This is a genomic window from Pradoshia sp. D12, from assembly GCF_008935075.1.
GTDB lineage: Bacteria > Bacillota > Bacilli > Bacillales > Pradoshiaceae > Pradoshia.
Map to the genome: position 1 here is coordinate 3,569,759 of NZ_CP044545.1, position 26,366 is coordinate 3,596,124.

The window sequence follows — 26,366 nt, forward strand, 5'->3', positions numbered from 1 at the left end:
ATAATTGCTTACTCACTATTTTATTGCCACTGTTTGTAGTTTTCAAACCTTTTTTGGGTATATTTTCCTTCATTTTTCTACAAATATAGGTAAAAAGGATGATATATGCCGTTTCTAAACTAGACTTATGTCGAAAACAAATGAAATTTGTCCTTTTCCATCTGATATTTTTCATAATAAATTTGTTTATTTTGCGAATACTCTAAGGCTCTTAACACCTGTTGTTTGGTTAAATCATTCCCACAGGAAGGACATAGCCATTCACCAATTTCACAGCTGCTATAAGAAGCTCGATGGCAGATATAACAATTTTTACGATACATAATATCCTCCTTAAATGTTCTTTTTAAAGAACAATAACGTCAAAAAAATAGCATATAATGATGGTGATTAAGTCCTGAATACGGACTAATGGTCTAAATCCATATTAAATATAGAAACGTTCTTTTTTAAGAACATTTTACTATCTATTTATTTAACAGTCAAATAATTCCAGAAAGAACTTATACTATTTATTCCTATAAATGAATCCCTTTTGTATCAATCTATATGGCGCATCCAGATATCTGATTACAAAAAAATCCTCTCACAATAGAGAGGATTGACAATTATTATTTAGAAAACATATAGGTCTTAGTCTTTGTAGATATATTTAACACAATACTTAAAGCGAGAAGAGTTCCCAATACTGAGCTCCCTCCATAGCTCAGCAATGGTAAAGGGATGCCAGTAATCGGAACAAGTCCCATGACCATTCCTATATTCTCAAAGATATGGAAGGTAAGCATGGAAACGATACCTATGCAGATATACCGTTCATACTGTCCCTTATTTAATGTGGCAATTGCAATTATTTTATAAATCATAATGAAGTAAAGGGCAATGACCATACTGGCAACGATAAAGCCTCCCTCCTCTCCAATCACGGTAAAAATAAAATCAGAGTGAGCTTCCGGAACATACATAACACCATTGTTAAAGCCTCTGCCCGAATCCATTCCTGATCCAATGGCAAGTATGGAATTTTTCAGCTGATAGCCTTCACTAAAATTAAATGGATCAACCCAGGCGTGTATCCGATTTATTTGATATTCTCCTAAAAAGCTTAGTAATAGTTTTGTATGATAAAGATAGATGTAAGCTAGCGTAACCACGGCAGAAATCCCTGTTAAAATCAAGGTGAAAATGATTCTCCAATTCACTCCGGACACAAAAATCATGCCTATTAAAATAGCTGCGATTACCATAGCCGTACCTGCATCGGGCTGCAAGAGAATCAATCCAAGGGGCGGAATTGCAGCCAATCCTAATTTCAGCAATAAGATGAAATCAGATTTAAGAGATTTATTTCTCATAAATTTATCATTATGGGAGACTATGATTTTTGCCAAAAAAAGAATGAGAAATACCTTCATAAACTCTGAAGGCTGCACAGAAAAACCAGGTAGTTGAAACCAGGATTTTGCCCCCTTCGTTTCCTCCGCAATACTTTCAGGAGCGACTAGAAGGAAAGCTAATACACCGATTCCGAAAAGATATAGATAGATAGACATTCTCTTAATCTGGCTCAAATCAAAATAATAAACAACCGATGTCAGGATTAGTCCTATACAAAAATAAATGGCCTGCTTTATTGCAAATGGATTTCCATAAGGTAAATACTTCTGTGCACTATAAATATAGAAACAGCTGATGCCCATAAAAACAAAGATAATCAACAATAAGTCCAGATCAAAATAACTCTTACGAACCTTGTTTAAATTCATTAAATGACCCCTACTGTTTTTCCATATTATAACATTCACTAAATATGTATTACAAATATTACAAAAACCAATACTACTATTACAAAAAGAATTTAGATTACATAAATGAAATTATGGCTGAAAACTGATACTCCCCTTCACCATTGAATAGCAAGAGTATTGATAGCGCAAAAAAGAATAGTTAAGAGGGCTAAAATGAACATTTATCAAACGATACTTTATAAAGTAGAAGATATGCTTATTAAATTGTTTACAAAAAAAGAAAAATACGCCGATGTTAAAGCCGGCATTGAACAAAAGAGAGCTGAAAAGGAACAAACTCGCCTTCTAAAGCAACAGGAAAAAGAGCGGTTAAAAAGGGAACGGGAAGAACAGGAAAGAAGAGAAATAGAAGCCATCATCGCTAATTTACTGGAACATAACGGCCAAAATTACTCCCCTTATGAATATAACGAAATTAAAAGGAATAAAGTATTCTTTAGATCCCTTATTCAACGTGTTTTTGAACCTAATGAGAAGGCTTTGGCCTTCATTTACTGTGAATATGATAAAAGCAGTAAGAAGGAAATTTTCGGATACTTAATTCCTACCAATAAAAGGATAATTTTTGTTAATAAGAGGTTCAGTGTAATACAAAGATTCAGGTATCAGACCGTTAGAAACGTCAACTGGTTCAAGGATGGGCTATTAGAAAGAGGATTAAAAATCCAATATGGTAAGCGTAGATTGGAATTTGATGAAATATTTGATCAGGACCAGTTGATTAGAGTAGGGAATATTATTTTGAATAAGTCCAGGAATATTTGAATAGTATGATCCGAAAACTAAATAAAACAGTGATCACAGATATAAGCCTGTGACCACTGTTTTATTTCATTCATACTATTACTAAAGCTTCTACCTCTTCAGTTCACTATCCACTGTCAAAATACCTAATTCGTGATGGTCTCCCTCATATAAGGCATTTTGGACAAGCCTGATTTGCTCATTCGTATCATAGACTTCCAGCTTACAATGAGCACGATTGATTTGTAAGGCTTCATAAAGTTGCTCAGAGTTGTAAACCTGTTGTCCATTCACACGGGTCAAACGCTCCCCTGCTTTTAAACCCATTCGCTCTGCCGGCGATTCCGGAAGTACACCTAGGATCATCAAGCCTTTTTTTCCTGAAGTGAAGAAAGCATTCGATTGATTTTCATTATTTTTATACACAAACTGTATGACTTCCCTGCCAAGGATTGCAACAATGGCAGCTGCTAAACTGACAATCGGATACCACTTTCCTGCTACAGCCAGAGCTAATACAATGATGCCTAGGATAGCTACATGGTTTCCAAGCCTTCCAGCCACATTGCCCATCAAATTACTTTTCACTTTAAGGGAGAACCCCATAAAAAATGGCACCAGAATAGGACTCCAATCCGTTCCTCCAAATGAAAAGACAGGCCAAAAATCTCCGCTAACATTCAACATTCCATTAGGAATAAATAATAAGACCGGCACCAGCCAAACTCTTTTTGTTGTTTGCGTTCCAATATAGAGACCGCGCTTTCCTTTTTCAACTGAAGGAGAAACTTGAATAGCTCCTCTTTTCCGAATTAATACTCCCTCTGTAATAATCAATAAACCTATTAAAACAGCTATTGAAGGATAAATCGCCTGCTCAAATGCAAAAAAGCTGTTATTTAGGATGCCATCAAACCCTGTTACATATAAAATATAGATAACAAGAAAGGCCAATCCAACTGTATAAGCCGGGGAAAGAAATCTGATTTGCATGCTTACACTAATCAGTAACATGAAGATTCCTACGATTACAATGAAATCAAATGGTACAGCTAAGCCGAGTAGCCCAGTGATGACCGAGAGAATGAGTCCCCATACTAAACTAGGAACAATATATTCCTTCATTTCAATCATAGAATCCTCTACACGGACATGAAACAGTTTTCTTTCCTGTTTGACCCTCATGGAGCCAAGTATATATGTAAGTATAAATCCCACATAGAAAAGCGGGTGTAAAAACAATTCGCCTATTCCTTTTGCAATTTCAATTATCCACGTTTCCCACAAATTAATCACCAACCTCGCATACACTTACTTAATATTCTATCAAATCCCCCCCTCCTTTCCTATCAATTCTTTTCAGATAGTCACTATACTACAAAACTCACCAAGAACTTCTAAGATGTCCTCCCTGCAAAGAAACAAAAGGATCGGTAACAAATTACAATAATAATGGATGAATCAGCATACAAAAAAATGAAGGCTCATAGCCTTCACTTTTTTGATATTCACCTTTAAGAAAACAAGGCACTTTATATTCTCATACCATGACCCGAATGCTATTGCTGGGCCAACCAACTTAAACCAGTTTGCAGCTGACGGTCATTTTTTTCATCCTTAATCTTATCCACTACGGCCTGCTGGAGCTTAGCTGCGACATCCTGATCAACACTCCCTGTAACCGGCAATTTATGCATCCGCTGAAAGGCTAGGACAGCCTTCTCTGTCTTACTGCTAAAATAACCATCTGTACGCCCTGGTGCATATCCCAATCCCTCTAACATCTGCTGCAGTGTCTTCACCTGTTTATTATTCATATCCTTCCGCAGGTCTTCCGTAACAACAAGGGGCTGTAAGGTATAGTAGCTATCCTGATGAACGGACATCGTCGGAGCAATACCCTTTTTATGAATCCACGTACCATTTGGTGTCAGCCATTTATAGAAGGTTAACTTAATGGTACTACCATCCCCCATTGAAACAGGCTGCTGAACAGTCCCTTTTCCAAATGTTTTCTCGCCAATCAATGGATAACCTTCCGCTTCCTGCATGGCACCGGCAAATATTTCTGAAGCTGATGCGCTTCCCTTATTAATAAGCACAGCAATCGGGTACTCCTTCTCACTTTTTAAAGTAGAGAAAAATTTATTCTTTTTGCCATTTCGCTCTTGAATTTGAATATAAGGATGTTCATTCGTTACAAATACCTCCAGGATTTCCTGAACACTTGTTAACAGTCCTCCAGGATTTCCCCTTACATCAATCAAAAGTCCATCCACCTTATCCTCTTCCAGACCTTTTAGATCTTCCAGAAAATCCTCTGCAGTTTCTTCACTGAATGAGGTGATTTGGATATAACCAATTTTTTTATCCCTTACTTTCTTTATAGCCGTGTGGATTGTTTCAATCGGAATCTCATCACGCTCCACTAAAAACGTGATTGGCTGATCATTGCCGTTTCTTTTAATGTCTATCGTCACTTTAGTTCCAATCTTCCCACGTATCAGGGAAACTACATCATATAGTTCCAATCCCTTAACATCCTTACTATCAATACGGATAATTTCATCACCAGGTTTTATACCGGATCGTTCGGCCGGGGAATTTTTAAATGGGGACACAATGATAAACTTCCCGTCCATAAAACTTATCTCAGCTCCAATTCCCTGAAACCTGGAATCCAATGTTTGTTGAAACTGTGACGAAGTCTCTTCATCCATATATACCGAATATGGATCTTTGAGCTCCCCAAGCATCCCTTTAATAGCTCCCTCAGTCAGCTGCCCTCCATCTATACGCTCTACGTAATTAGACGTAATAATATCATATGCCTGTCGTACTTTATCAAACTGGGGCCAGGAATCAGCCTGATTCTCTTTTTGATTCTTCGATTCAAGCGTATTCTCCAATGTCACATACTTCCACCACAAGCCAGCGATTGTAACAACTAATAGAAAGATGGCTACAGAAAATAACCAGTACCATTTATTTTTCATAGATCGCTCCTTTCATAGTTCTATCAATTAAAAAAGCACTGCACGTATAAATGTGCAATGCTTAGTCCTACTATATACAGTATGAAAGGCTTGTACATAGTATGATTATTTATCTAATTTTTGACTGGCACCCGGAGCAATCGGTCCTGGATCTTTAGCAAATACTGCAGCACTTCCAAAAGCGCAAGTCAGTATACATAACGTGATGACAAACCCAGCTATTCGCTTCATAAACCTATTCACCTCCCAATCTTGCTTTGTATCTATGTACATTCTCGGAGTTCAATAGTTGAAGATAAAAAAAGTTTGAGTTCGATGTAAAAACATCTCTGGCAACTTGCATTAATTTTTCATTATCAGTTGCGATGCTATAAAAAAACAGCTGATACGAAGTTAAATACCCATTCTCTTTTTTCAGATTATCTAATATATGCAAAGCCTCTTCTGTTCGTCCTGTTACAAGATAGCGATGGGCTTTTTCTGCTTCATCCTTTGGTATTGAGTCAGTATCGACTCCCCAAAAAGAGTTCAAAAACTCCATAGTATTTATTAAAAAACTCATCCTTTTGGATTGTATGTCGGCTGGCAGGGAACTTAAAGTAGCCATTGATTTATTTAGCCAGTATTTTGCCACCTGATAATTTTCAAACATAAAGGATTGACCCAATGTGTGATAGAAAACGGAATAGATAACAGGAAAATATACTTCCAATTCGCGTCTTTCAATCACTTTCATGCATTTTTCTCTGCAGAGATCAATTTTATTCATATACAGGTAGGTAAGAACTTCCATCTCAGCCAAACGAATTGAATATGATTCACGCAGGAAATCATTATCCATTAATTCAACCATTGGTACGATAACACGCCTGACCTTATGAAAAGGTTCATATAGGCCTGTTTCGCTGATTCCATATAGATGAATAATTAATGAAAGAATAAGCGTTTCATTACTCGTATTCTTCACCTTAAAAATGGCATCAATTAAATCCGTACCAGTTAAAAGACCATCTCTTCGCTTACTTAGGATGGAATAGATTGAGAGCCATGTCCTCATCTCCGGACTGTCGAACTCTCTTTCAGATTGGAGGAGGGATTCTACTTCTTTCGTATCTCCCTGCATCGTAAAGTACTCCATTAAAATGTGAGGTTTTATGGCATCTCTGCAATTGATATAATATTCCTTCAGAAAATATTTCTGTTTTTCATAGTTGTTAGGATATAAATCATTCAGTGAAAATATAATACTATGTAAATCAATTTGTGCAGGATCATAGAGTTCTTTTTGTTTACTGATGAAATCTGTAAACTGTTGATCGTCCTTGATCAGAAAATCCTTCAAAATAACACCCTCCATGCCACACCTCATTATTTGTAAAATTTTATACCATAATACAAATTTTAGCAGGCGTTGTCTAAATAGTACACTTTAATTATCCATCAAAATAGTTGGTAAACCGACATATTTCGGGTTTCTTTGCTAGCATATTCAGATTTACCCCAGGAACAAAAAAACGCAGTTCAAAATAGAACTGCGTTACGTGCATCTTTCAACTTACATACCACTTAAATATTTCAATGGATCTACAGCATTCTTTTTAGAAGCAGTCCATTCACCTACGTATAATTCAAAATGTAAATGCTGTCCAAATGAGCGACCCGTATTTCCCATGATTCCGATTTGTTGGCCCTTACTTACTGTTTGACCCTCAGAAACATTTCTTGATCTCAAATGGGCATAGACTGTTGTATAAACTTGTCCATCTATATAGTGCGACAGGTAGATAACATTCCCATAGGAACTTGAAAAATTTGACCTTGTTACGACACCGGCTGCCGAAGCTACGACTGGAACTGTACCTGACTTGGCAATATCAATCCCATTATGGTTTCTTCCCCATCTTCCGCCAAATCCTGAGGATACATATCCTGCTGCAGGGCGCATAAATTTACCGGACGTAATGGCCGGCGCAGATACTGTATTACCATTTCCCCCGCCTGTGCTTGCAGAAACCTTTTTAGCTTCTTCTGCCTGACGGTCCTTTTCTTGTTGAATGGCTTTTTTCACAGCTTCTGCTTGACTCGCCAATAATTGCTTTTCCTCCTCCAGGCTTAGTTTTTCTTCTTCAAGTTCAGCCTGTTCGGATTTTAGAATAGCCATTAATTTATTTTTTTCGACCTTCTGGCCATCAAGCTTTTCATTTATAGTTACCAGCTCTTGTTTCATTGCATTTAATTTATTGAGCTTATCTTCAACTTCTTCTTTTTTTGCAACCAAGTCAGCTTTATCATTTTCTTGTTCCGTTAAGATATCCTTATCCGCTTGCATAATAGTGGATACAGCACCTACACGTTCAACAAATTCACCAAAACTGCTGGCTCCAAAAACAACCTCTAAATAATTCACTCCTCCACCATTTTGCTGGTAGGAGCGAGCCCGTTCTTTTAAAATCTCATTGCGAGTTTCAATTCTGGCCTCAATTTCTTTAATGCTCTCTTTTAAACTTGTAACTTTCTCTTGTGTTGAAGTAATTTGGCTATTTTTCTCTTTAATTTTCTCTTGTGTTTCAGTTATTGATTTTTGTAATTTATTAAGTTCTGCTTTTACTTCAGCTTTTTGAGATTCAATCTGATTGATTTTACCGTTTGCTTCTGAGATATCTGTTTCAACAGCTGATTTCTTTTCTTGGATGTTATTCTTCTTTTGTTGTAAAGAATCAATGGATGCTGCTTGAACACTGCCTCCAAAGAGGCCAGCAAAACCCAGCACTAGCGCTGTGTTTAATGCAACAATGGTCTTCTTCACGTGACTTTCCCCTTTCATACTAGGTAACACAATCTGTCTATTCTATGTAGGCCCCTTTGTTACAAGGGGCACAATTGATAATGTTTGAAATTTAGATGGTTATATTTTCAAAAACTTACGAACCGACATTAAACTTCCCCAAATACCAATCAAAGCTCCAAACAGGACAATCAATAGGGAGACCTGAATGATAAATGGATTGTATGGAAGTAGGCTCATGTAATCAATGGTTAAACCTAATGCAAAATTATCGTAAAGGAACTTATACCCTACAGCAATAATCGCTATTGGAATAATAGATCCCATGATGCCGAGCCATAATCCTTCAAGGAAAAACGGCCAACGGATAAATCCATTTGTGGCACCTACTAATCTCATAATTTCAATTTCACGTCTTCTTGCGAAGATGGTAATTTTAATCGTATTGGATATCAAGAACATCGCCGTAAATAACAAGGCTGCGATTAAAACAATCCCTACATTCCGTGATGTATCGACTATTTTAAACATTTTTTCAACGAATCCTTGTCCGTATTTGACAGTTTCAACATAATCCATTTTTCCTGCTTCTTCCGCAACCTTTGCGACATCGTCAGGGCGATATGTTTTGATGATATATACATCGTTCAGAGGATTGTCCTGCTCAAAGAGTTCAAAGGCACTTCCCTGATCACCCATATTTTCAATCAGGTTGTTTAATTCATCTTCTTTCGGGGAAAAAGTAATAGAATCTACTTCCCCTAATTTTTCTAGATTACTCTCAAGTTGAATCCTTTGTTCTTCAGTAGCAGTGCGATCCACATGGACACGTACTTCAACATCACTCTCAATGCTGCTGGCAAAGTTATTTAAGTTCATCATAATAACAACAAATACACCAACTAAAGATAGTGTAACTGTTACGGCGCTGACAGAAGCAAATGTCATCCAGCCGTTTCTGCCAATATTTTTGAAGCTTTCTTTTATATGTCGGAGGAAGGTTCTAAAGTTCATAGCCATATTCCCCCTTCTGTTCATCACGCACGATGTATCCATTCTCTATCGCAATAACTCTATGTTGTAGTGTATTAACAATCTCTTTATTATGCGTTGCCATCACAACTGTTGTACCGAGACTATTGATTTCTTCGAAAATCTTCATGATTTCCCATGATGTTTCTGGATCCAGGTTACCAGTCGGCTCATCTGCAATTACCAGCTTAGGCGAGCGAACGATGGATCGGGCAATCGCTACCCTTTGTTGTTCTCCACCGGACAATTCAGTTGGAATCATACGAACCTTATGCTTTAAACCAACTAAATCAAGCACGTCCATAACCTTTTGCTTAATGACCTGTGGTCTTTCCTCTGTTACTTCCAGAGCAAAGGCTACATTTTCATAGACTGTAAGATTATTCAACAGTTTATAATCCTGGAAAATTACCCCGATATCTCTTCTTAAAAGAGGCACCTTCGAGTTTTTGATATTGGCAATATTCCTGCCATTGATCATGATCGTACCACTTGTCGGTTTTTCTTCGCGGTACATCATCTTAATAAATGTAGACTTCCCTGCGCCACTTGGCCCAACAACGTAAACAAATTCTCCTGATTTGATTTTTACATTTAGGCCCTTGACTGCTGAAACGCCATTAGGATATGTCTTTTGAACATTAATCATTTCTATCATGTCGTTTTCACCTTTTTCTACCTTCATGTTGTGTATAGTACCTCTATGCTTTATCGACAGGTGTCGTTATTTCTTGTTTTATGATGGAAAAATCCATCTTTTGTCACGATTTTATTATAACATCATAAAATGTCAGAAAAACCACGTTTATATTACATTTATATTTCAACTCTATTACCTTTTTTGTCAGATACCGTAAATATAGTATTAACTATGCCTGTGGTTCATTGTACTCAAGTTGCAATCTTAAAGAAGAGGTCATTTAACCTATTCAATTAATTAAAGGACAAACAGAAACCGGTAAGATAATCTCCTCCGGTTTGGTAAATTCTATTAAAATACTTCACTGCTTATTGCTAAGCCATTCAGCCACTTTTTTAGCATCATCCTCTGCAATCAAATCGCCTGGCATGGCAGGTGCCCCATCATTAATGATTGCTTCAATTTCTTGCACGGATAATTTTTCACCTACAGAAACCAACCCAGGACCAATTCGGCCTTCAAGTGTGTCTCCATGGCAATTTGAACATTTTTGTTCATAAATCTTTGCCGCTTCACTTCCATCATTAGCAATCGAAATCGGAGTGGATGAGGCTGTTTCATTTTTCTCAGTACCCGAATGAGTTGCACAACCAACAAGGGCAATGATAACAACTGCTATGCCAAAATGCAAATAGTTCTTCAAGGAAGTCCCCTCCCAATATTAGGAAAACATTTGTATGCCCTTATTTTAGCTGTATCTAGGCTTTTTTAAAACCCTCTCCAAGTACCTCGGCAGCATCCATCACGACGACAAATGCCTGGTCATCAATACGTTGAACCACTTGTTTAAGTTTTGTGAAATCAGTTTGATCGATTACACACATTAATACCGGACGTTCACTCTCTGTATATCCGCCATGGGCAGATATTCTTGTAACCCCGCGATCCACTTCTTCCAAAATAGCTCGTCTTACTTCTGTTTCATGATTGGTAATGATCATAACCGTTTTAGAGCGATTAATGCCGACTTGGACTAAATCAATAGTTTTGCTCGTTACATATAGCCCAATCAATGCATATAGACCTTGCTCAATATCAAATACGAGACAAGCAGCCAGTACGATTAAACCATCAATGGCGGCAACACAGGTTCCTAAAGAAAGCCCGGTGTATTTATTAACAATTTGCGCTGCTAAATCGGTACCGCCAGTTGAAGCTTTTCCAAGGAATACTATCCCAAGTCCCAATCCAACACCAATCCCACCAAATAAAGCTCCCAATAAGGGATCCTGAGTCCATGGAGACCAGTTACTCGTCAGGAAAACAACGAATGGGAAAAAGATCGTTCCTACAGCTGTTTTAATTCCAAAATGCGTACCAAGCAGAATAACCCCAGCTATAAATAGCGGAATATTAAAGGCCCATTGTACAAAGGCCGGCTCCCATCCGAATACATTATACGTAATCGTACTGATTCCGCTGACCCCACCGGATGCAACTTTTGTCGGTAATAAAAACATATTAAAGGAGATGGCCACAATGGCAGAGCCGATCAGAACATATAAATAATCCTTAATTAGATTGAAGTAAGGATGCGATTCCTTCTGTGCGTTTCTTTTTTTCCTCACAATTGCAAAAGCCTCCGTCTAAACATTTAATAAAGTATATTCATTCTATACGAAATTCCGACATGAAACAATGAAAGGCAATAAAAGATGAAAAAGTCAGACAATAACCGCGCCAAATGGCAAAGAAAAAGGCACCCTATAAAGGGCACCTATTGTAGATTAAATCGAAATATCTTTCTTATTGAAAACAATAAAGGTTATCGCGATAAACAGTACATAGTAAGCAGCCAACACACCGAGTGAGAGACCTACCGTCGCTCCCTCAAACATAGGCGCACTTTCCATAATATATCTTCTCAAATCTATGTGAGGGAACAAAACAAATTTTAACCATTCATATCGTTCAACAAGGGAGGTGATTAACATATTTAAGGTTGAAGAAGCAAACAAGATGAAAACAGAAATACCGACTGCGATTGCCTGGCTTTTAAACAAAGTGCTCAACATAAAAGCCATCGTAATAATGATGAGGAAGCCTGGAACCCAATATAGCATAAGCTCAAAAAAGTATGGGCCTGCTTCTAATGTTATCACTTCGTCAAAACTTGTAGGGTCGATCATCTTATCTGTGAATGATGCTGAACCAAAGAAAATTAACCCGACAAGGTATCCTGCAACACTTAATACAACCACCATTGTAGCTGCATATAATAAAGTTGTTATATATTTCGAGAGAAGAACTTTCCAGCGCCGATGCGGACGAATTAATAATTGCTTAATTGTTCCATCAGAGAACTCCGCGGACACTGAGGCGCTGCAGATAATAACAGCAAATAAGGTCACAAAAGATGCGATTGACGTAACCCAATTGACCATAAAGGTCCAACTTGTTTCTTGGTTAGGATTGATACCAGTATCCAATAATTTCTGACTTCGGGCAATATCTTCTTGAATCCACTCTTTTTCTTCCTCAGACGTCTTCGGATCATCCAAAACAGCTTGCTGGGACTGTATGTTATTCTCTTCCTTCACTTTCCAATCATCTGCATTATTCATGGTCTTTACTAGAATAGCACTCCCTACTAGAGCAACTAGCAAAAAGCCGATAAATATATACGAAGACATTTTAGAGAAAATTTTCATCCATTCATTTTTAATCAATGAAATCATACTCGCACCTCCTCTTGCTCTGTAATCTCGAAGAATCGATCTTCAAGCGTTTTCTTCACAACATTAATTTCATAAACATCTACTTCTGCTTCATTTAACTGTCGATTTACTTTGGCAATATCTTCGCGTGTTGCCTGGAGGGTAATCATCTTTTTATCCTGCTTTACAATATTCAGACTTGAAAATTGCTCTTTAATTACATTGACTGCTGCCAATACATTATTGATGGAGAAAACCACTTCTCTTAAATCTTCCTCTTTTTCCTCTATAATATTGTTTTCTATATGTATGAGCTTTCCTTTCTCAATAACGGCAAAACGATCACACATTAATTGCATCTCGGATAATAAATGAGAGGAAATTAGCACACCTATTCCTTCATTGGCTAATTGATGTAAATAATCACGGAATTCTCGTATTCCTTGTGGGTCCAATCCGTTTGTTGGTTCATCGAGGATTAATAACTGAGGACGATGCAGCACAGCCTGCGCAACCCCAAGACGCTGTCTCATTCCCAACGAATAGGTCTTTACCTTCTTGTCCATCGCATGGTCAAGCTTTACCAAGCGAGCAACTTCATCAATCCGCTCTTTTTTAATCTTTTCTTTGGCCATTCGGGCATAATGGATCATATTCTTTCGGCCGGTCATATATTTGTAAAACTCCGGATTCTCTACAATTGCCCCTAAATCATGCATTGCCCCTTCAAAATCCCTATCCAGATCATGCCCATTAATAAGAACCTGGCCGTTCGTACGATTAATTAGACTGGCAATCATTCTGATAATCGTTGTCTTACCAGCACCATTCGGACCAAGCAGTCCAAAAATTTCACCCTTTTTAACGCTGAAACTAACATCATTGACAATAACAGTGCTGCCAATCTTTTTCGTTAATGACTTCACTTCAAGAGCCGTTTCATTCATACCATCCCGTCCTTTCAAAAATTACACCTATTAATAATACCGTATAAAACGGATAAAAGTTACAGAAATTACAAAATAATTAAAAATTAACCAAAAAAAAAAAAAAAAAAGACCAGCTATATCTTAGCTGATCCTTTAAAAGTTCTATATGAATTAGGATAATTTTGAACGTAAATAAGCATCGATGAACATATCTAAATCTCCATCCATGACAGCCTGAATATTCCCGGTTTCTGCATTTGTACGGTGGTCCTTAACCATGGAATATGGATGGAATACATAGGAACGGATTTGACTTCCCCAGCCAATTTCCTTTTGTTCTCCACGAATTTCTGCCAATTCAGCTTCTTGTTGCTCGATTTCCAGTTGATAAAGCTTGGATTTCAGCATTTTCATAGCTGTTTCACGGTTCTTGATTTGGGAGCGCTCAGTTTGGCAGCTGACCACTGTATTCGTTGGTAAATGAGTGATCCGAACGGCAGAATCTGTTGTATTGATATGCTGACCACCGGCACCGCTCGCACGATACGTATCAATTTTCAAATCCTCTGTACGAATTTCGATATTAATCTCATCATTGAATTCAGGCATTACCTCACAGGAAACGAAAGAGGTATGACGACGTCCTGAGGAGTCAAACGGCGAGATACGTACTAGGCGGTGTACGCCTTTTTCTGCCTTCAAATAGCCATACGCATTGTGGCCTCGAATGCCTAGCGTTACGCTTTTAACTCCAGCTTCATCACCAGGAAGATAATCAAGTGTTTCTACCTTGAAGCCTTTCTTTTCAGCCCATCTTGTATACATACGCAGCAGTAAGGATGCCCAATCCTGAGATTCCGTTCCGCCTGCACCTGGATGAAGCTCTAAAATGGCATTATTCTTGTCATATTCTTCACTCAATAACAGCTGAAGCTCAAACGCATTCAATCTCTCGGATAGTTCCATAAGCTCGCTCTCCAGTTCTTCCTGGAGATCTACATCTGGCTCTTCCTTAATTAATTCAAAGGTCAAATCCAAATTCTCGTATGACTCATTTAATGCATTAAATTCGCCCACTTGATCCTTCAAGCCATTTGCCTCGTTAATAATTCCCTGCGCTTTCGCTTGGTCATTCCAAAATGATGGTTCGGACATGATCTCGTCCAATTCCATAATACGGGCTTCTTTTTCTTCTAAGTCAAAGAGACCCCCTAAAGTCCGCCAAACGTGTGGCTGTTTTTTCTAACTCGTTACGAATTTCTGCTATTTCCATTTACGTTCACCTCATCTATTTTTACAAAGCTTGTTACTCACAATTTAAATCTCCTTTTCAGGAAAAAGAGAGCCGGCCTATCCTTTAGCCGTCCCTCTTTATTTAACATATCTTATTATACGCGTCAACGTCATCTAAAGATACTGACATGTCTTATTTATCTTCCATGGCAATTCTTATATTTCTTACCGCTACCGCATGGACATGGAGCATTTCGTCCAACGGATTCTTCATTACGTTTCGGTTTCTTCTTGACTGTCTCTCCTTCATCACTCTTCGGATTAACAGCCTGTCCTTTCACAACCTCTTCACGCTCTAGATTATTGCGGATCTCAGCTTTCATGATGTATTTAGCCACATCATCCTCAATCGCAGAAACCATGGCCTCGAACATCGCAAAGCCTTCTTGCTGATATTCATTGAGCGGATTGATTTGAGCATAGGCACGTAAATGAATACCTTGTCTCAATTGTTCCATTGTATCAATGTGATCCATCCACTTGCTATCAACCGCACGCAATACAATTACCTTTTCAAACTCACGCATTTGCTCAGAAGAAAGCTCTTCTTCCTTCTCATTGTATTTTTCAATGATTTTGCCATAAATTAATTCAATTAATTCTTCCCCATCAAGCTCTTTTAATTCCTCAGCATTAAAAGTACCTTCAGGCAGAAGGTTGGCATAGACATAATCAAGCAATCCTTCAATATTCCACTCTTCGCTTTCCACATCAGGCGCAAAGGCATAGACATTGCGCTGCAGAGAGGAACGAATCATAGTCTCTACGATTTCACGCAGATTCTCACTTGATAGTACATCAAAACGCTGCTTATAAATAATCTCACGTTGTTGACGAAGTACATCATCATATTCAAGCAATTGTTTACGGGCATCATAGTTATTACCTTCAACTCGTTTTTGCGCAGATTCAACGGCTTTAGATACCATTTTACTTTGAATCGGTTGGTCATCCTCCATACCGAGACGGGACATCATGCTCTTAATATTGTCAGATCCAAAACGGCGCATCAATTCATCCTCTAATGAAAGATAGAATTGTGTAACCCCAGGGTCTCCCTGACGACCGGAACGTCCACGCAGCTGATTATCAATACGGCGGCTTTCATGGCGCTCCGTACCAATAACGGCAAGACCGCCGACTTCCTTCACACCTTCACCAAGCTTGATATCTGTACCACGGCCCGCCATATTCGTAGCAATTGTTACGGCACCTGGCTGACCGGCATCAAGGATGATATTTCCTTCGCGTTCATGCTGCTTCGCATTCAGGACACTATGCGGAATTCCTTTTTTCTTCAATAATTCAGATACATATTCACTCGTTTCAATCGCTACTGTACCAACCAATACTGGCTGACCCTTCGCATGGCGTTCAGCGATATCCTCAACGACCGCTTTGAATTTCCCTTCCATAGAGGAAAAAATCAAATCTGCACGGTCATCACGCACGATGTCGCGGTTCGTTGGAATCGCAATAACATTCATATTATAAATATTACGGAATTCCTCTTCCTCTGTTTTCGCTGTACCAGTCATACCGGCAAGCTTTTCATACATACGGAAGTAGTTTTGGAACGTAATCGTCGCAAGCGTCATGCTTTCATTCTGGATATCGAGGTTTTCTTTCGCTTCGATCGCCTGATGCAAGCCATCACTATAACGGCGTCCTTTCATTAGACGGCCGGTAAATTGGTCAACGATGACAATCTCGCCATCCTGAACCACATAATCCACATCCAAATGCATGGAAACATGCGCTTTTAACGCCTGGTTAATATGATGGTTCAAGGCAACATGGCTAATATCGAATAAATTATCAATGCCAAATGCTTTTTCAGCACGGCTCATTCCTTCTTCAGTTAGCTGAACACCTTTTGTCTTTTCGTCGTATGTGTAATCTCTTTCTTTTGATAAAGTACGGACAAAAGCATTTGCCTGTATATAAAGCTGAGTTGATTTTTGAGCGGAACCAGAGATAATCAATGGCGTACGTGCTTCATCAATCAGGATGGAGTCAACCTCATCTATTACAGCATAATGAAGCGGACGCTGTACCATCTGTTCCTTATACAGCACCATATTGTCACGTAAATAATCAAACCCAAACTCGTTATTTGTACCATAGGTAATATCGGCATTATACGCTTCCTGTTTCTCTTCACGGCTCATTCCAGTAAGATTCAAGCCGACTGAAAGCCCAAGGAAGTTAAATAATTGCCCCATTTCAGTGGCGTCACGGCTTGCTAAGTATTCATTGACTGTAATGACATGAACACCTTTACCAGTAATCGCATTTAAGTAAACAGGCATAGTGGAGGTCAATGTTTTACCTTCCCCTGTTTTCATCTCAGAAATATTACCTTCATGAAGGGCGATACCCCCCATTAATTGAACCTGGAAAGGATACATGCCAAGGACACGGCGTGATGCTTCTCTGACTACTGCAAATGCCTCAGGCAGTATATCATCGAGTTTCTCTCCACCCGCGTAACGTTCTTGAAATTCTGTTGTTTTAGCAGACAGTTCTTCATCAGACAAAGCTTCCATGGCAGATGCCAAAGCTTCTATTTTATTTGCAGCCTTATTCAGGCGTTTAAGCTCAGATTTATTAGGGTCAAACAATTTATTCAAAATCCCCATTAAGCAGTCTCTCCTCTTATCTGTACAGGGTTCATTAGCCCTAGAATGATATAGATTAATAATCGTTCATATTTTTAAATTTCACATTAATAGTAACACTTACAAATGGACAAAACAACAGAAGGAGTGTGTACACACATGATATTTTTGGGTTATTTTACCTCAAAATATACTTAAGTTCATAACTGAGCTTTGAAATTTTGATAGAGAAATTGCATGAAGGGCTTAAATATTGAAGAGAGGTTTCCTCATAAATGGTTAGGCTGATTTCTAATTATAATAGAATTGATACACAAACATAGTAGACTAGGTGCCTCCATAGATGAGGTTTCAATAAGTTCAAGTTTTGATTGAACGAGATGGATTTATGCCCATTTTCTGATCACAATCATTCAATGAAAAAGCAGCCCCCTTACAGGAGCTGCCCATTATCAAGTATAAAATTAGCTTTGTGCTTCAATTAAGCCGTATTTGCCATCTTTACGTTTGTAAACGATGTGAGTGCCGTCAGTTTCTGCATCAGTATAGATGAAGAAATTGTGTCCTAGCATGTCCATTTGAAGAATTGCTTCTTCGCTGTCCATTGGTTTAAGATCAAAGCGTTTCACACGCACTACTTCTAATTTATCATCCTCTTCTTGCTCAACACCGACTTCTCCAGCTGGAAAAGTGAATAACTCTTTACCGCTTTCACGAGAACGACGGTTAACTTTTGTTTTATATTTACGAATTTGTCTTTCCAATTTATCGTTAATTAAATCGATACCTGCATACATATCTGTATTTGTTTCCTCTGCACGTAGCACTAGGTTAGGTAGCGGAATAGTGATTTCAACTTTTGTTGTTTTATCATTGTACACCTTCAGATTGACATGTACGTTTGCATCAGGTGTTTCTGTAAAGTATCTTTCCAATTTTCCGATTTTTTTCTCTACATATTCTCTGATTGCTGGAGTTACCTCAATGTTTTCACCACGAATGTTATAATTCATAAGTGAGTCCTCCTTTTCTACTCTATAACTATTAATATTCTCTAATCCCTTTTAAAAATCCTGCCTATATCGACAATTTGTTTAAGTTTAAATATTCAGGATTTTCAAGGAATTCATATATAGTATACCCTATTCAACAACAAAAAAGCACTACTTCTCATGATAATTCATTTGAGGTAATCATTTCCTCTTATCGTAATAAACTCCATCTGTCAAAATCGCCTCATAGGGGTTGGCATATTTTTGATTATGCTGCTTTTGCTCCCGTACCATTTTAAGGTTCCGAGCCACTTCCATTCTCCGTTTGGCCATTGCTTTCGCCAGTTCTTCATTCAGCTTCACACATAACTCGCCAAGCTTTTTTTCCTCGTCAGTAAAAGGAGGCTGTATGTCTTTTTGCAGACTTTCCCGAATACGAATGATTTCATCCAGCCTAGAAATAGCGATCTCGCGGTCTTTTTCCCAGCTCAAATCACTTAATACCTCTATCGCTTCCCTTGTTACCTGAAAATATTCCCGCAGTGCACTCATCATAAACCGAGCTCCTCTGTCTCTCATTTAAAAAAGCCCTGACTTCTGTAAAAGCCAAGGCCAAACCCCCATTACGTATAAATATTAATGAGCATTCCTTGGATTTCGCCAATCATGCCTAATAAATGTATACGTTTATCTTCCTTATCAAGGACTGCATTTGTGAGGTCAACCAGCTTTTTATCCACTTCTTTTACAAGCTTATACACCTTTGCTGATCCACGATGATTAAAACCGCGATGCTCCTCTAATTGCAGCCCATTTTTTACGGCATCATCTAAAAAGTCTTTCACAAGCTTCTTATATTTTCGTAAATAATCAACCGACTGAGTTTCACCGAGCCTCTTGCCCTGCTCCTCAATCTCCTGCATTTTCCGTGTCAATCGCTCAAGAGTCAAATCATTGCGCCTGGTTCCCATAACCTCTTTAAAGGCAATGGAATCCTTCGCTACCTCTTCCTTAGAACTAACCTTTTGCAAACCAGTCCTGCCTACTCTTTGTACCTCCATGAGATCACCTCAACTTTGTTACTTCAATAATTGTAGCACACCCTGTGGAAGTTGGTTGGCTTGTGCTAACATGGCCTGTGCTGCCTGATTTAAAATGGTATTCTTTGTGAACTCAGTCATCTCAAGAGCCATGTCTACATCGCGAATCCGTGATTCTGCAGAGGTTACGTTTTCACTCATTGTTTGTAAATTCGTAATCGTATGCTCCAGACGATTCTGCATCGCACCTAAGTTGGAACGCTCAGCAGAAACGGCCGCGATCGCTGCATCAATTTTTGAAAGAGCAGCATTCGCAGCCTCTGCTGTTTTCACATTTAATGGTGCAGCTGCGGTTCCTAATCCGAGTTCTTCAGCATTCATTTTATTTATCGTTAACTCAATCGTTTGGCCTGCGTTGGCTCCTATTTGAAAACTAAATTCAGATTGGCTTCCATCTAATAGTTTCGCACTATTAAACTCAGTCGTCTCACTCACACGCTCAATTTCTGCTGTAAGCTGATTATACTCTTCCTGGATGGCTTCACGATCTTCATTCGTATAAGTCCCATTCGCGCTTTGAACCGTTAATTCTCTCATACGCTGCAGCATTTCGTGGACAGATGACAAGGAGCCTTCTGCAGTTTGAATGAGAGAAACTCCATCAAGGGCATTTCGTTCCGCCATATTTAGACCGCGAATTTGTGAACGCATTTTCTCTGAAATAGCTAGTCCCGCTGCATCATCGGACGCTTTATTAATACGAAGTCCTGAAGATAGCTTTTCTAAGCTTTTATTTGTATTGGTTGTATTAGTTGATAGATTACGATAGGCGTTCAAGGCAGAAATATTATGATTAATTTTCATGGAAATGCTCCCTCATTCTATTAGAATTTTTTCCTCATCACGTTATTTTCATAGGCCGATACCATCTTAATTAACGAATCAGCCTTTGCATTATTTTTCAATTGCATGGCATCATTCCAGGCTGTGGATAGAGTCTCAACGATTTTGATCAGGAATGAAATGCTATCCGTATTCTTAGTTAGATTTACCCGGATCAGCTCATCAGCCAGGAAATTATAGAGGGTGTCCAAATTCTCCGTAATTGGGCCTGCTTCATACCGAAGTCCCACACCAAGACGATGAACGATATCACCGGCCCTTTGCAGGCTTTTATTAGCCTGGAATAAATTAGACTCATCTATTTGATCAATGGCCTCATATAAATTGGTTAATAGTCCTTCATACAGCAATGCCGTTAATTCCTGAGATGATTTTTGCACAATAAGTTCCTCTGTTAAAAATTCCATTCACAAAAACCTCCATATCCTCTTATTTTATATATCGACGGGCTAGTTATATTGTTTATCGAGCTCTTCTAATAAAAGGAGGATTTCAGCAATCACTGCATAAAGCTGCGGAGGAATTGAATCTCCAAGATCAATGTCTAAAAGATGGCTGACCAATGACTCATCCTCCTGCAGATGGATATCATTTTTCTTAGCCGTTTCAATAATCCTTCTGGCTACTTCCCCAGTTCCCTGAGCGACTAACTGCGGGGCCTCTCCATTTTGTTCTTCGTACCTGATGACGGCAGCGGTCGGTCCATTCATCTTTTTACGGTTCATTTGATTGAAATATTGCTGTCTCATATCGTTATGTCATACCCCTTTTTCGTAAAGGCTGTTTGGACTGTTGGACTTGCCTCTCGTTCTGAGCTCTTCGTTTCCACGGTCATCGGTTTAAATTGAACCGAGCCAATCGAATAACCAATTTCCTTGAACCGATCAAGCGATGAATCCGATATCCGAGTCATTGATTGCTGTAAATCTTCCTTATCACTTTTAAAGGTTAGGAACAAATTTCGATTGGTTGCCGTCAGCGAAATCCCAATCTCACCAAGCCGCTTGGTCTCCATCACAAAGTAAAGGCTGCAGTTCTCCCAATCAATTTGATCCTTATCAGATTGAGAGTTTACAAATACTTTCACATTCTCAACTTCCTTATGAAGTAAAAGCGGAAGCTGCATGGCCAGATTCTGCATACCGGATGAGTCAGGCTTAGCTAGAAGCTGCTGACCGGTTAGATTTTGAACAGCCTGTTCCACCTGCTGAGCCAGCTTCGGATTAAGCTGGTCAGATTGCAAGATCGAAAGCAGAGAGGATTTTACAGTTTGCGGCATTTCAGGCTGTTTTCCATTCAAAAAAGATTTCGCCACCTCATGTTCATTCATCATCCCAAGTTTCCGAATCAGCTCCAGCACATTACGTCCAGACTGCTCTGGCTTTGCACCTTGAGTAAATACATCTTCACCGACATTACTCGTCACGCCTGCCACAAAATGCTTAACTTTAACATCAGACGGTTTAAACAAAAGACCTTCTACGGATGCTTTAACTTCCTTCACGATCTGGTTCGCCTCAAGGGACTTTCCACTCATAAGAAAATTCTTTGCTTCCTGCAATCTGCTGCTAGCCTGCAGGAGCTTCTTCTCCGTCGACATATCGGTATAAAGCATAAATTCACCTTTTAAAATAGCTTGATCGAGTTGCTTAATGGTAGATTCCAAGACCTGCTTAACCTGGGGCTGTTTTTGCTCCATCATTTTGATAGACTGATCCAAGTTTCTCGTAATCTCTCTTTTTATATGTTTAAAATCGATCGTAAGCTGAGATAGCTTTTTACTAATTTCAGTAACAATCACATCTTTTGATGAGAGATTCAGACCCTGGATGATCTGATTGATTGCATTCTGCTCAGATTCGGTTAATGAGTTGGCCGGTTTTACATCCATTAATTTTGGGTTTTCCTCCTGCATGATTGATAATGCCGTCATCAGTTCTTTGCGGGCTAATAATTCTCTACCCTTGGACACAAGCTCTGTTGCCTTTTCAACCACTCCTGTCAGACGTTCAATACCTTCAAATAGTTTCGCAGAGTCACCACTCAGAAATTCCGTTGCTTTTGCAAAGACCATCGCCATGGAAGAATCCTTTTGAACACTTTTCATCAAATCCATTACTTCCTTGCCATGAACAGAAACCTCCATATTCACTGGAGTGACTGCTACCTTGCTTTTATCAATGAGGGAAAGAATTTGAAGTAAAGCTTCTTTACCAGCCTGCAGAGATTTTAAGATGGCACTCTTTTCAGCTTGAGAAAGATCTGGTGAATCCTTTATAAATTTCATCACCTGTTCAGTGATTTTGGCAGAATCCTGTTGGTGTATGATGGCTGATTTTAAATCGCGGATTGTAGTTATCGGCAGATGAATAGATGGTGTAGAAATCCTCGAAATCTCCGGAAGCTCTTTTCCAATCTCACTGACCATCTTCCCAATCGATTCACCATGCAAGGCAGAGTGAATTGCTTTCAGCTCATGATTGCGTACCTCTAACTGACGCTCCGCCAAAGCCGTAATGGTAGCTAATTTTTGCTCCACTGTCCCCGCCTCTGTGTTCATAAAGCGCTGAATCGTCTGTAAACTATCTTTAGAAAGCGGATAACCTTTTTCCTGCAAAATTTGCACAGCCTGACGGAAGTCTTTATTAGATGCATCAACACCGGCCGCTTTCAGAATCTCTTCAACCTTGGTAGGAGCCTGGCCTTCTGCTGCGGGCTGACTTGTTGAAAGAGTTTTAACCGTTAATTGGTCATTGTTAATTGCTGTAATCTCAACTTGAGCCTTGTTCTGTGCCGGCACTCCATTTTCAAACGCCATGCTCATCTCTTTCCCTTTTAAAGAAACAACAGCTGTATTAACGGATACCCGTTCTTTAATGGTTACAGACTGAATCTGTCCAACTGAATATTGATTGCTTTTTCCGTTTAAGCTATGCCCCGAATGGATTGCTTGAATCTGCATTGCGTTCACTCTCCGTCCAAATTCCTTATTCTTTTTATCGGTAAATTGCCTACAAATATTAGTTTGTGATAAAGAAATAGACACAATTTCCTAGTTTGCCTAAGCACTAATATTCGTTAAAAAGAACAAAAATTTCTTAATATACAACAAAACGCTTGCTATGACAGAAATAATCGGCAATAATGGGTATAAATAACACATAAGGGTTTTTAATCAAAATGGAAGAAGGATGAGAAATGAAAAGGGGTAAAAGTATCCATATACTGAATGGCTTACTAGTTGTATTAATCATATTTAACATCTATTCTTTCATAACTGGAAGATTACAAGGATTGAACTTAGCCATTCTTGGATCTGTGCAAATTCTCATGATTGGTATTATTAATAGTGTGCATCATATGTGGATCACTCATATAGAAGATCAAGATATAGTCGAGTAATATAGAAAGAAAAGGGCCGAAAGATGAACAATCTACTTCATCTTTCGGCCCTTCTTTAAATAGAATCAGGCTTGTCCGCCTGTGGAATATTGCTTTTGTCGATTAAGTTGAATAGCCTGCTTCCATGTATCACGAAACTCTAAAACTAACTCCTCCGCCTCATCCAACATAGCAGGATTATTTTTTGTATTCGCCTCTATCAACCGACTGTTGATATAATCATACATCGCCATCATATTTTGTGAGATCTCCATATCCATATTTAAAGTGATTCGTAATTCACTAATGATATTTTGCGCCTTTAGAAGATTCTCATGTCTGGCCTGGATTTGTTTCGACTCCATCGCAACTCGTGCAGCTTTAATAAATTTCAGGCATCCATTATACAGCATAAGCGTTAATTCTCCCGGTGAAGCAGTGGTAACAGTATTCGTTTGATAAGCCTGATACGGATTTTGTATTGCCATTTATACGTACACTCCTTTTTATTAACCAGTCGCAAACATCGATGATAAATATCCTGATTGGCTGTTTGCCTGTTGAATTGCTTTTTCCATCGCAGTGAATTGTTTATAGTAGCGATTCTCTACCTGGACTAGCCTGTCCTCAAATCGACTAATACGATCATCAATATTGGTTAAATCTCTTCCCATCGTAAACGTAGCATTGGTCGACAATGAGGTTCCCGCTCTTGCCTTCAGCTGGTCAGTAGCTGCAGATATATTTTTCTGCAGCTTTGATAGAATCCCATCCTCCGAAGCAAATAAAGCTTCTACACTTTCAGGATCATCCTCTAAAGCCTGTTTTAATTTGGTTTCATTGATTTCGAGTTTACCGCCTGCCATGTAATCAGAGGTTGTCGTGATTCCGATGCTGCTTAAGGATGAATACATACCTGTTGATGTATTAACCGAGCTATAAAAGCTCCCCCGCATGGAATCTAAAGCTCCATTTAAAATAGAATCATTGCGCAGCATTCCTGTCTTCGCAATATTTTCCCATTTCTCAACCTCTTTTTCACTCAAGCTATCACGTTCATCATCTGTTAAAGGTAAATAGTTTCGGTTACGTTCCTCGCTGACCTTACTTTGGATTGTTGCAATTAATTCATTGTATTTATCTACAAAGCCCTTTATGTTGTCGTACACTTTAGTAGTATCATTGTTAATTCCAACCGTAACCGCTTCAGTAAATTCACTCTTAAGCGTGAATGTGACACCATTCATAGTGAATGTGTTACTTGCCCGCTGAGTCTCTAAACCATTAATTTTTAATAACGCATTGGAACCTGCTTTGTAATCAGCTGAAGTCAATTGAAGGGCTTGAGCTAATGATGAATTATCTATTTGAATATCCTTCAAATCTGTGGAAAAGGTACCTGTTTCTTTTCTTGTCATAGATATTTTGTCTGTAAATGAATCATAGAACATGTTTAATCCAAGCTTTGATGAATTCACTTTACTGATTACGTTATCCAGAGATTGATCAGAAGTAATGAAGAATGTTTCACTCATCTCTCCACTTGAGGTTGTAGTCTTCATGTTCATGGCAGTATATTTTTTCGTATACTCAGCCTCTATTTCTATATCCTCACTTGCAGCAGTTTTAAGATCAACCTTACCTGTTTTGAAATTTACCGTACCAGATATAGTACCAACACTAAAGTCTCCATTTTCGTCAATCGTAACAGATTTACCCCCAACTTTCAGGGTCATAGACCCTTCAATAATGGCTACTTTAGAAAGTTGAAAGCTTGTGGCATCTTTAGCTATAGAGATTTTTTCTACCTTTTTATTGGTTACATAGTTTACTTCGATGGCTGACCCTGATGCAGGTATATTATTTTCGAATGTAATAATTCCTTTATCAATTGAATAATTTCTAACGTCCTTACCATCGGCATCCTTCGAATATTGCTCCAACACTTTTCCTGCCACTTTTATTTGAACCTGATCATTTTGAATAGCTACAGTGTCAGGTAATTTAAGATCAATGGATGACCCGTTGGCCGTAAACTTTTGTGTTTCGACCACACCTGTTTTCCATTCGATAGCTGAAGAAAAGTTGCCCGACATGGACTCTAGGGGTTTACTGGAATCCATTTTTGGATTTTTACCAGACAATTCTATAGTTGTAAGAGAAGCAGCTTTCGCTAGTTTAACATCGGATAATTGATAACTGGTTGCGCTCGCGCCAGATGTTGCGGTGGCTGTAACCGCTGCATCATTTGTACTGCTTGTCGTTCTGGAACGATAGGAAGAACTCAGCTTCATATTCAATACATCTTGGCGAAAATTCGTTAACAGTGTATTGATAGAACGGTAATCATCACGTTTCCACTCAAGTGTCTGTTTATTTTGCTTTAATTTATCTAAAGGGATTCTTTCAGCCTGCATCAGCTGTTTAACCATCGTATCGGTATCTATACCACTAGCTAAACCGGAAATACGCATTTTTTCACATC

The 26,366-nt window shown here is 38.7% G+C and carries 25 protein-coding genes; 2 read left to right on the forward strand and 23 right to left on the reverse strand.

Going from position 1 to position 26,366, the window contains the following annotated elements; genetic code table 11:
* Positions 1–611 precede the first annotated feature (611 nt).
* Positions 612–1,766 carry an FtsW/RodA/SpoVE family cell cycle protein gene (locus tag F7984_RS17235; protein ID WP_140461788.1) on the reverse strand — a complete coding sequence of 385 codons (1,155 nt, stop codon included), beginning with the start codon at positions 1,764–1,766 and terminating at the stop codon, positions 612–614.
* Between the two features lie 195 nt (positions 1,767–1,961).
* Here F7984_RS17235 and F7984_RS17240 point away from each other — a divergent pair, with 195 nt between their 5' ends.
* The gene (locus F7984_RS17240; protein WP_140461789.1) at positions 1,962–2,573 is read left to right on the forward strand and encodes a PH domain-containing protein; all 612 of its coding nucleotides are present in this window, start codon (positions 1,962–1,964) and stop codon (positions 2,571–2,573) included.
* A 90-nt stretch (positions 2,574–2,663) separates the two neighbouring features.
* Here F7984_RS17240 and F7984_RS17245 read toward each other — a convergent pair whose 3' ends face one another.
* The 20 genes from F7984_RS17245 to F7984_RS17335 all read right to left on the reverse strand — a co-directional run bounded on the left by F7984_RS17245 (position 2,664) and on the right by F7984_RS17335 (position 23,462).
* A complete protein-coding gene (locus tag F7984_RS17245) occupies positions 2,664–3,848 on the reverse strand; it encodes a PDZ domain-containing protein (RefSeq protein ID WP_192796819.1) in 1,185 nt (394 codons plus the stop codon).
* 263 nt (positions 3,849–4,111) lie between these two features.
* A complete protein-coding gene (locus F7984_RS17250) occupies positions 4,112–5,548 on the reverse strand; it encodes a S41 family peptidase (RefSeq protein WP_140461791.1) in 1,437 nt (478 codons plus the stop codon).
* 105 nt (positions 5,549–5,653) lie between these two features.
* Positions 5,654–5,779, reverse strand: coding sequence for a hypothetical protein (locus tag F7984_RS19605; protein WP_257469103.1), 126 nt, complete (start codon positions 5,777–5,779; stop codon positions 5,654–5,656).
* A 4-nt stretch (positions 5,780–5,783) separates the two neighbouring features.
* A complete protein-coding gene (locus tag F7984_RS17255) occupies positions 5,784–6,890 on the reverse strand; it encodes an AimR family lysis-lysogeny pheromone receptor (RefSeq protein ID WP_140461792.1) in 1,107 nt (368 codons plus the stop codon).
* 213 nt (positions 6,891–7,103) lie between these two features.
* A complete protein-coding gene (locus F7984_RS19660; RefSeq protein WP_066106090.1) occupies positions 7,104–8,354 on the reverse strand; it encodes a murein hydrolase activator EnvC family protein in 1,251 nt (416 codons plus the stop codon).
* Between the two features lie 99 nt (positions 8,355–8,453).
* Positions 8,454–9,347 carry a permease-like cell division protein FtsX gene (gene ftsX / locus F7984_RS17265; protein ID WP_066106086.1) on the reverse strand — a complete coding sequence of 298 codons (894 nt, stop codon included), beginning with the start codon at positions 9,345–9,347 and terminating at the stop codon, positions 8,454–8,456.
* The gene (gene ftsE, locus F7984_RS17270; RefSeq protein WP_066106856.1) at positions 9,337–10,023 is read right to left on the reverse strand and encodes a cell division ATP-binding protein FtsE; all 687 of its coding nucleotides are present in this window, start codon (positions 10,021–10,023) and stop codon (positions 9,337–9,339) included. The genes ftsX and ftsE overlap by 11 nt, the downstream gene beginning before the upstream one ends.
* A 343-nt stretch (positions 10,024–10,366) precedes the next feature.
* Entirely contained in the window at positions 10,367–10,708 is a 342-nt protein-coding gene (locus tag F7984_RS17275; protein ID WP_077248104.1) for a c-type cytochrome, read from the reverse strand.
* A gap of 55 nt (positions 10,709–10,763) precedes the next feature.
* Positions 10,764–11,633, reverse strand: a complete 870-nt coding sequence (locus F7984_RS17280) for a YitT family protein (protein ID WP_375138414.1) — start codon at positions 11,631–11,633, stop codon at positions 10,764–10,766.
* Between the two features lie 159 nt (positions 11,634–11,792).
* Positions 11,793–12,743: an ABC transporter permease gene (locus F7984_RS17285; protein ID WP_140461794.1), complete on the reverse strand. Its 951-nt coding sequence runs from the start codon at positions 12,741–12,743 to the stop codon at positions 11,793–11,795.
* On the reverse strand, positions 12,740–13,669 hold the full coding sequence (locus F7984_RS17290; protein ID WP_140461795.1) for an ABC transporter ATP-binding protein: 930 nt from the start codon (positions 13,667–13,669) through the stop codon (positions 12,740–12,742). The genes F7984_RS17285 and F7984_RS17290 overlap by 4 nt, the downstream gene beginning before the upstream one ends.
* 153 nt (positions 13,670–13,822) lie before the next feature.
* Positions 13,823–14,924, reverse strand: a protein-coding gene (prfB, locus tag F7984_RS17295; RefSeq protein ID WP_139063848.1) for a peptide chain release factor 2 whose coding sequence is annotated in 2 segments (ribosomal slippage) — positions 13,823–14,851 and positions 14,853–14,924 — 1,101 coding nt in all. Because the reading frame shifts where the segments join, the coding sequence is not laid out codon by codon here.
* Between the two features lie 157 nt (positions 14,925–15,081).
* Positions 15,082–17,586: a preprotein translocase subunit SecA gene (gene secA / locus F7984_RS17300; RefSeq protein WP_140461796.1), complete on the reverse strand. Its 2,505-nt coding sequence runs from the start codon at positions 17,584–17,586 to the stop codon at positions 15,082–15,084.
* Positions 17,587–18,029: 443 nt separating this feature from the next.
* Entirely contained in the window at positions 18,030–18,578 is a 549-nt protein-coding gene (gene hpf / locus F7984_RS17305) for a ribosome hibernation-promoting factor, HPF/YfiA family (RefSeq protein WP_066106072.1), read from the reverse strand.
* A gap of 180 nt (positions 18,579–18,758) precedes the next feature.
* Positions 18,759–19,112, reverse strand: coding sequence for a flagellar protein FliT (locus F7984_RS17310; RefSeq protein WP_066106070.1), 354 nt, complete (start codon positions 19,110–19,112; stop codon positions 18,759–18,761).
* 68 nt (positions 19,113–19,180) lie between these two features.
* The gene (locus F7984_RS17315) at positions 19,181–19,618 is read right to left on the reverse strand and encodes a YaaR family protein (RefSeq protein WP_140461797.1); all 438 of its coding nucleotides are present in this window, start codon (positions 19,616–19,618) and stop codon (positions 19,181–19,183) included.
* An 18-nt stretch (positions 19,619–19,636) separates the two neighbouring features.
* A complete protein-coding gene (locus tag F7984_RS17320; protein WP_140461798.1) occupies positions 19,637–20,461 on the reverse strand; it encodes a flagellin N-terminal helical domain-containing protein in 825 nt (274 codons plus the stop codon).
* A 20-nt stretch (positions 20,462–20,481) separates the two neighbouring features.
* Positions 20,482–20,907 (reverse strand): flagellar export chaperone FliS, encoded by a 426-nt coding sequence (gene fliS / locus F7984_RS17325; RefSeq protein ID WP_140461799.1) that lies wholly within the window; start codon positions 20,905–20,907, stop codon positions 20,482–20,484.
* 42 nt (positions 20,908–20,949) lie between these two features.
* The gene (locus F7984_RS17330) at positions 20,950–21,249 is read right to left on the reverse strand and encodes an EscU/YscU/HrcU family type III secretion system export apparatus switch protein (RefSeq protein ID WP_140461800.1); all 300 of its coding nucleotides are present in this window, start codon (positions 21,247–21,249) and stop codon (positions 20,950–20,952) included.
* Positions 21,246–23,462 (reverse strand): hypothetical protein, encoded by a 2,217-nt coding sequence (locus tag F7984_RS17335; RefSeq protein ID WP_140461801.1) that lies wholly within the window; start codon positions 23,460–23,462, stop codon positions 21,246–21,248. Before F7984_RS17335 ends, F7984_RS17330 begins: the two co-directional genes overlap by 4 nt.
* A gap of 236 nt (positions 23,463–23,698) precedes the next feature.
* Here F7984_RS17335 and F7984_RS17340 point away from each other — a divergent pair, with 236 nt between their 5' ends.
* The gene (locus F7984_RS17340; RefSeq protein WP_139892176.1) at positions 23,699–23,902 is read left to right on the forward strand and encodes a hypothetical protein; all 204 of its coding nucleotides are present in this window, start codon (positions 23,699–23,701) and stop codon (positions 23,900–23,902) included.
* 65 nt (positions 23,903–23,967) lie between these two features.
* Here the strand turns inward: F7984_RS17340 and fliS (F7984_RS17345) are convergent, their stop codons facing one another.
* Both fliS (F7984_RS17345) and fliD read right to left on the reverse strand, forming a co-directional pair.
* Positions 23,968–24,369, reverse strand: coding sequence for a flagellar export chaperone FliS (gene fliS / locus F7984_RS17345; protein ID WP_139892175.1), 402 nt, complete (start codon positions 24,367–24,369; stop codon positions 23,968–23,970).
* 21 nt (positions 24,370–24,390) lie between these two features.
* Positions 24,391–26,355 (reverse strand): flagellar filament capping protein FliD, encoded by a 1,965-nt coding sequence (gene fliD / locus F7984_RS17350; protein WP_140461802.1) that lies wholly within the window; start codon positions 26,353–26,355, stop codon positions 24,391–24,393.
* Positions 26,356–26,366 lie beyond the last annotated feature (11 nt).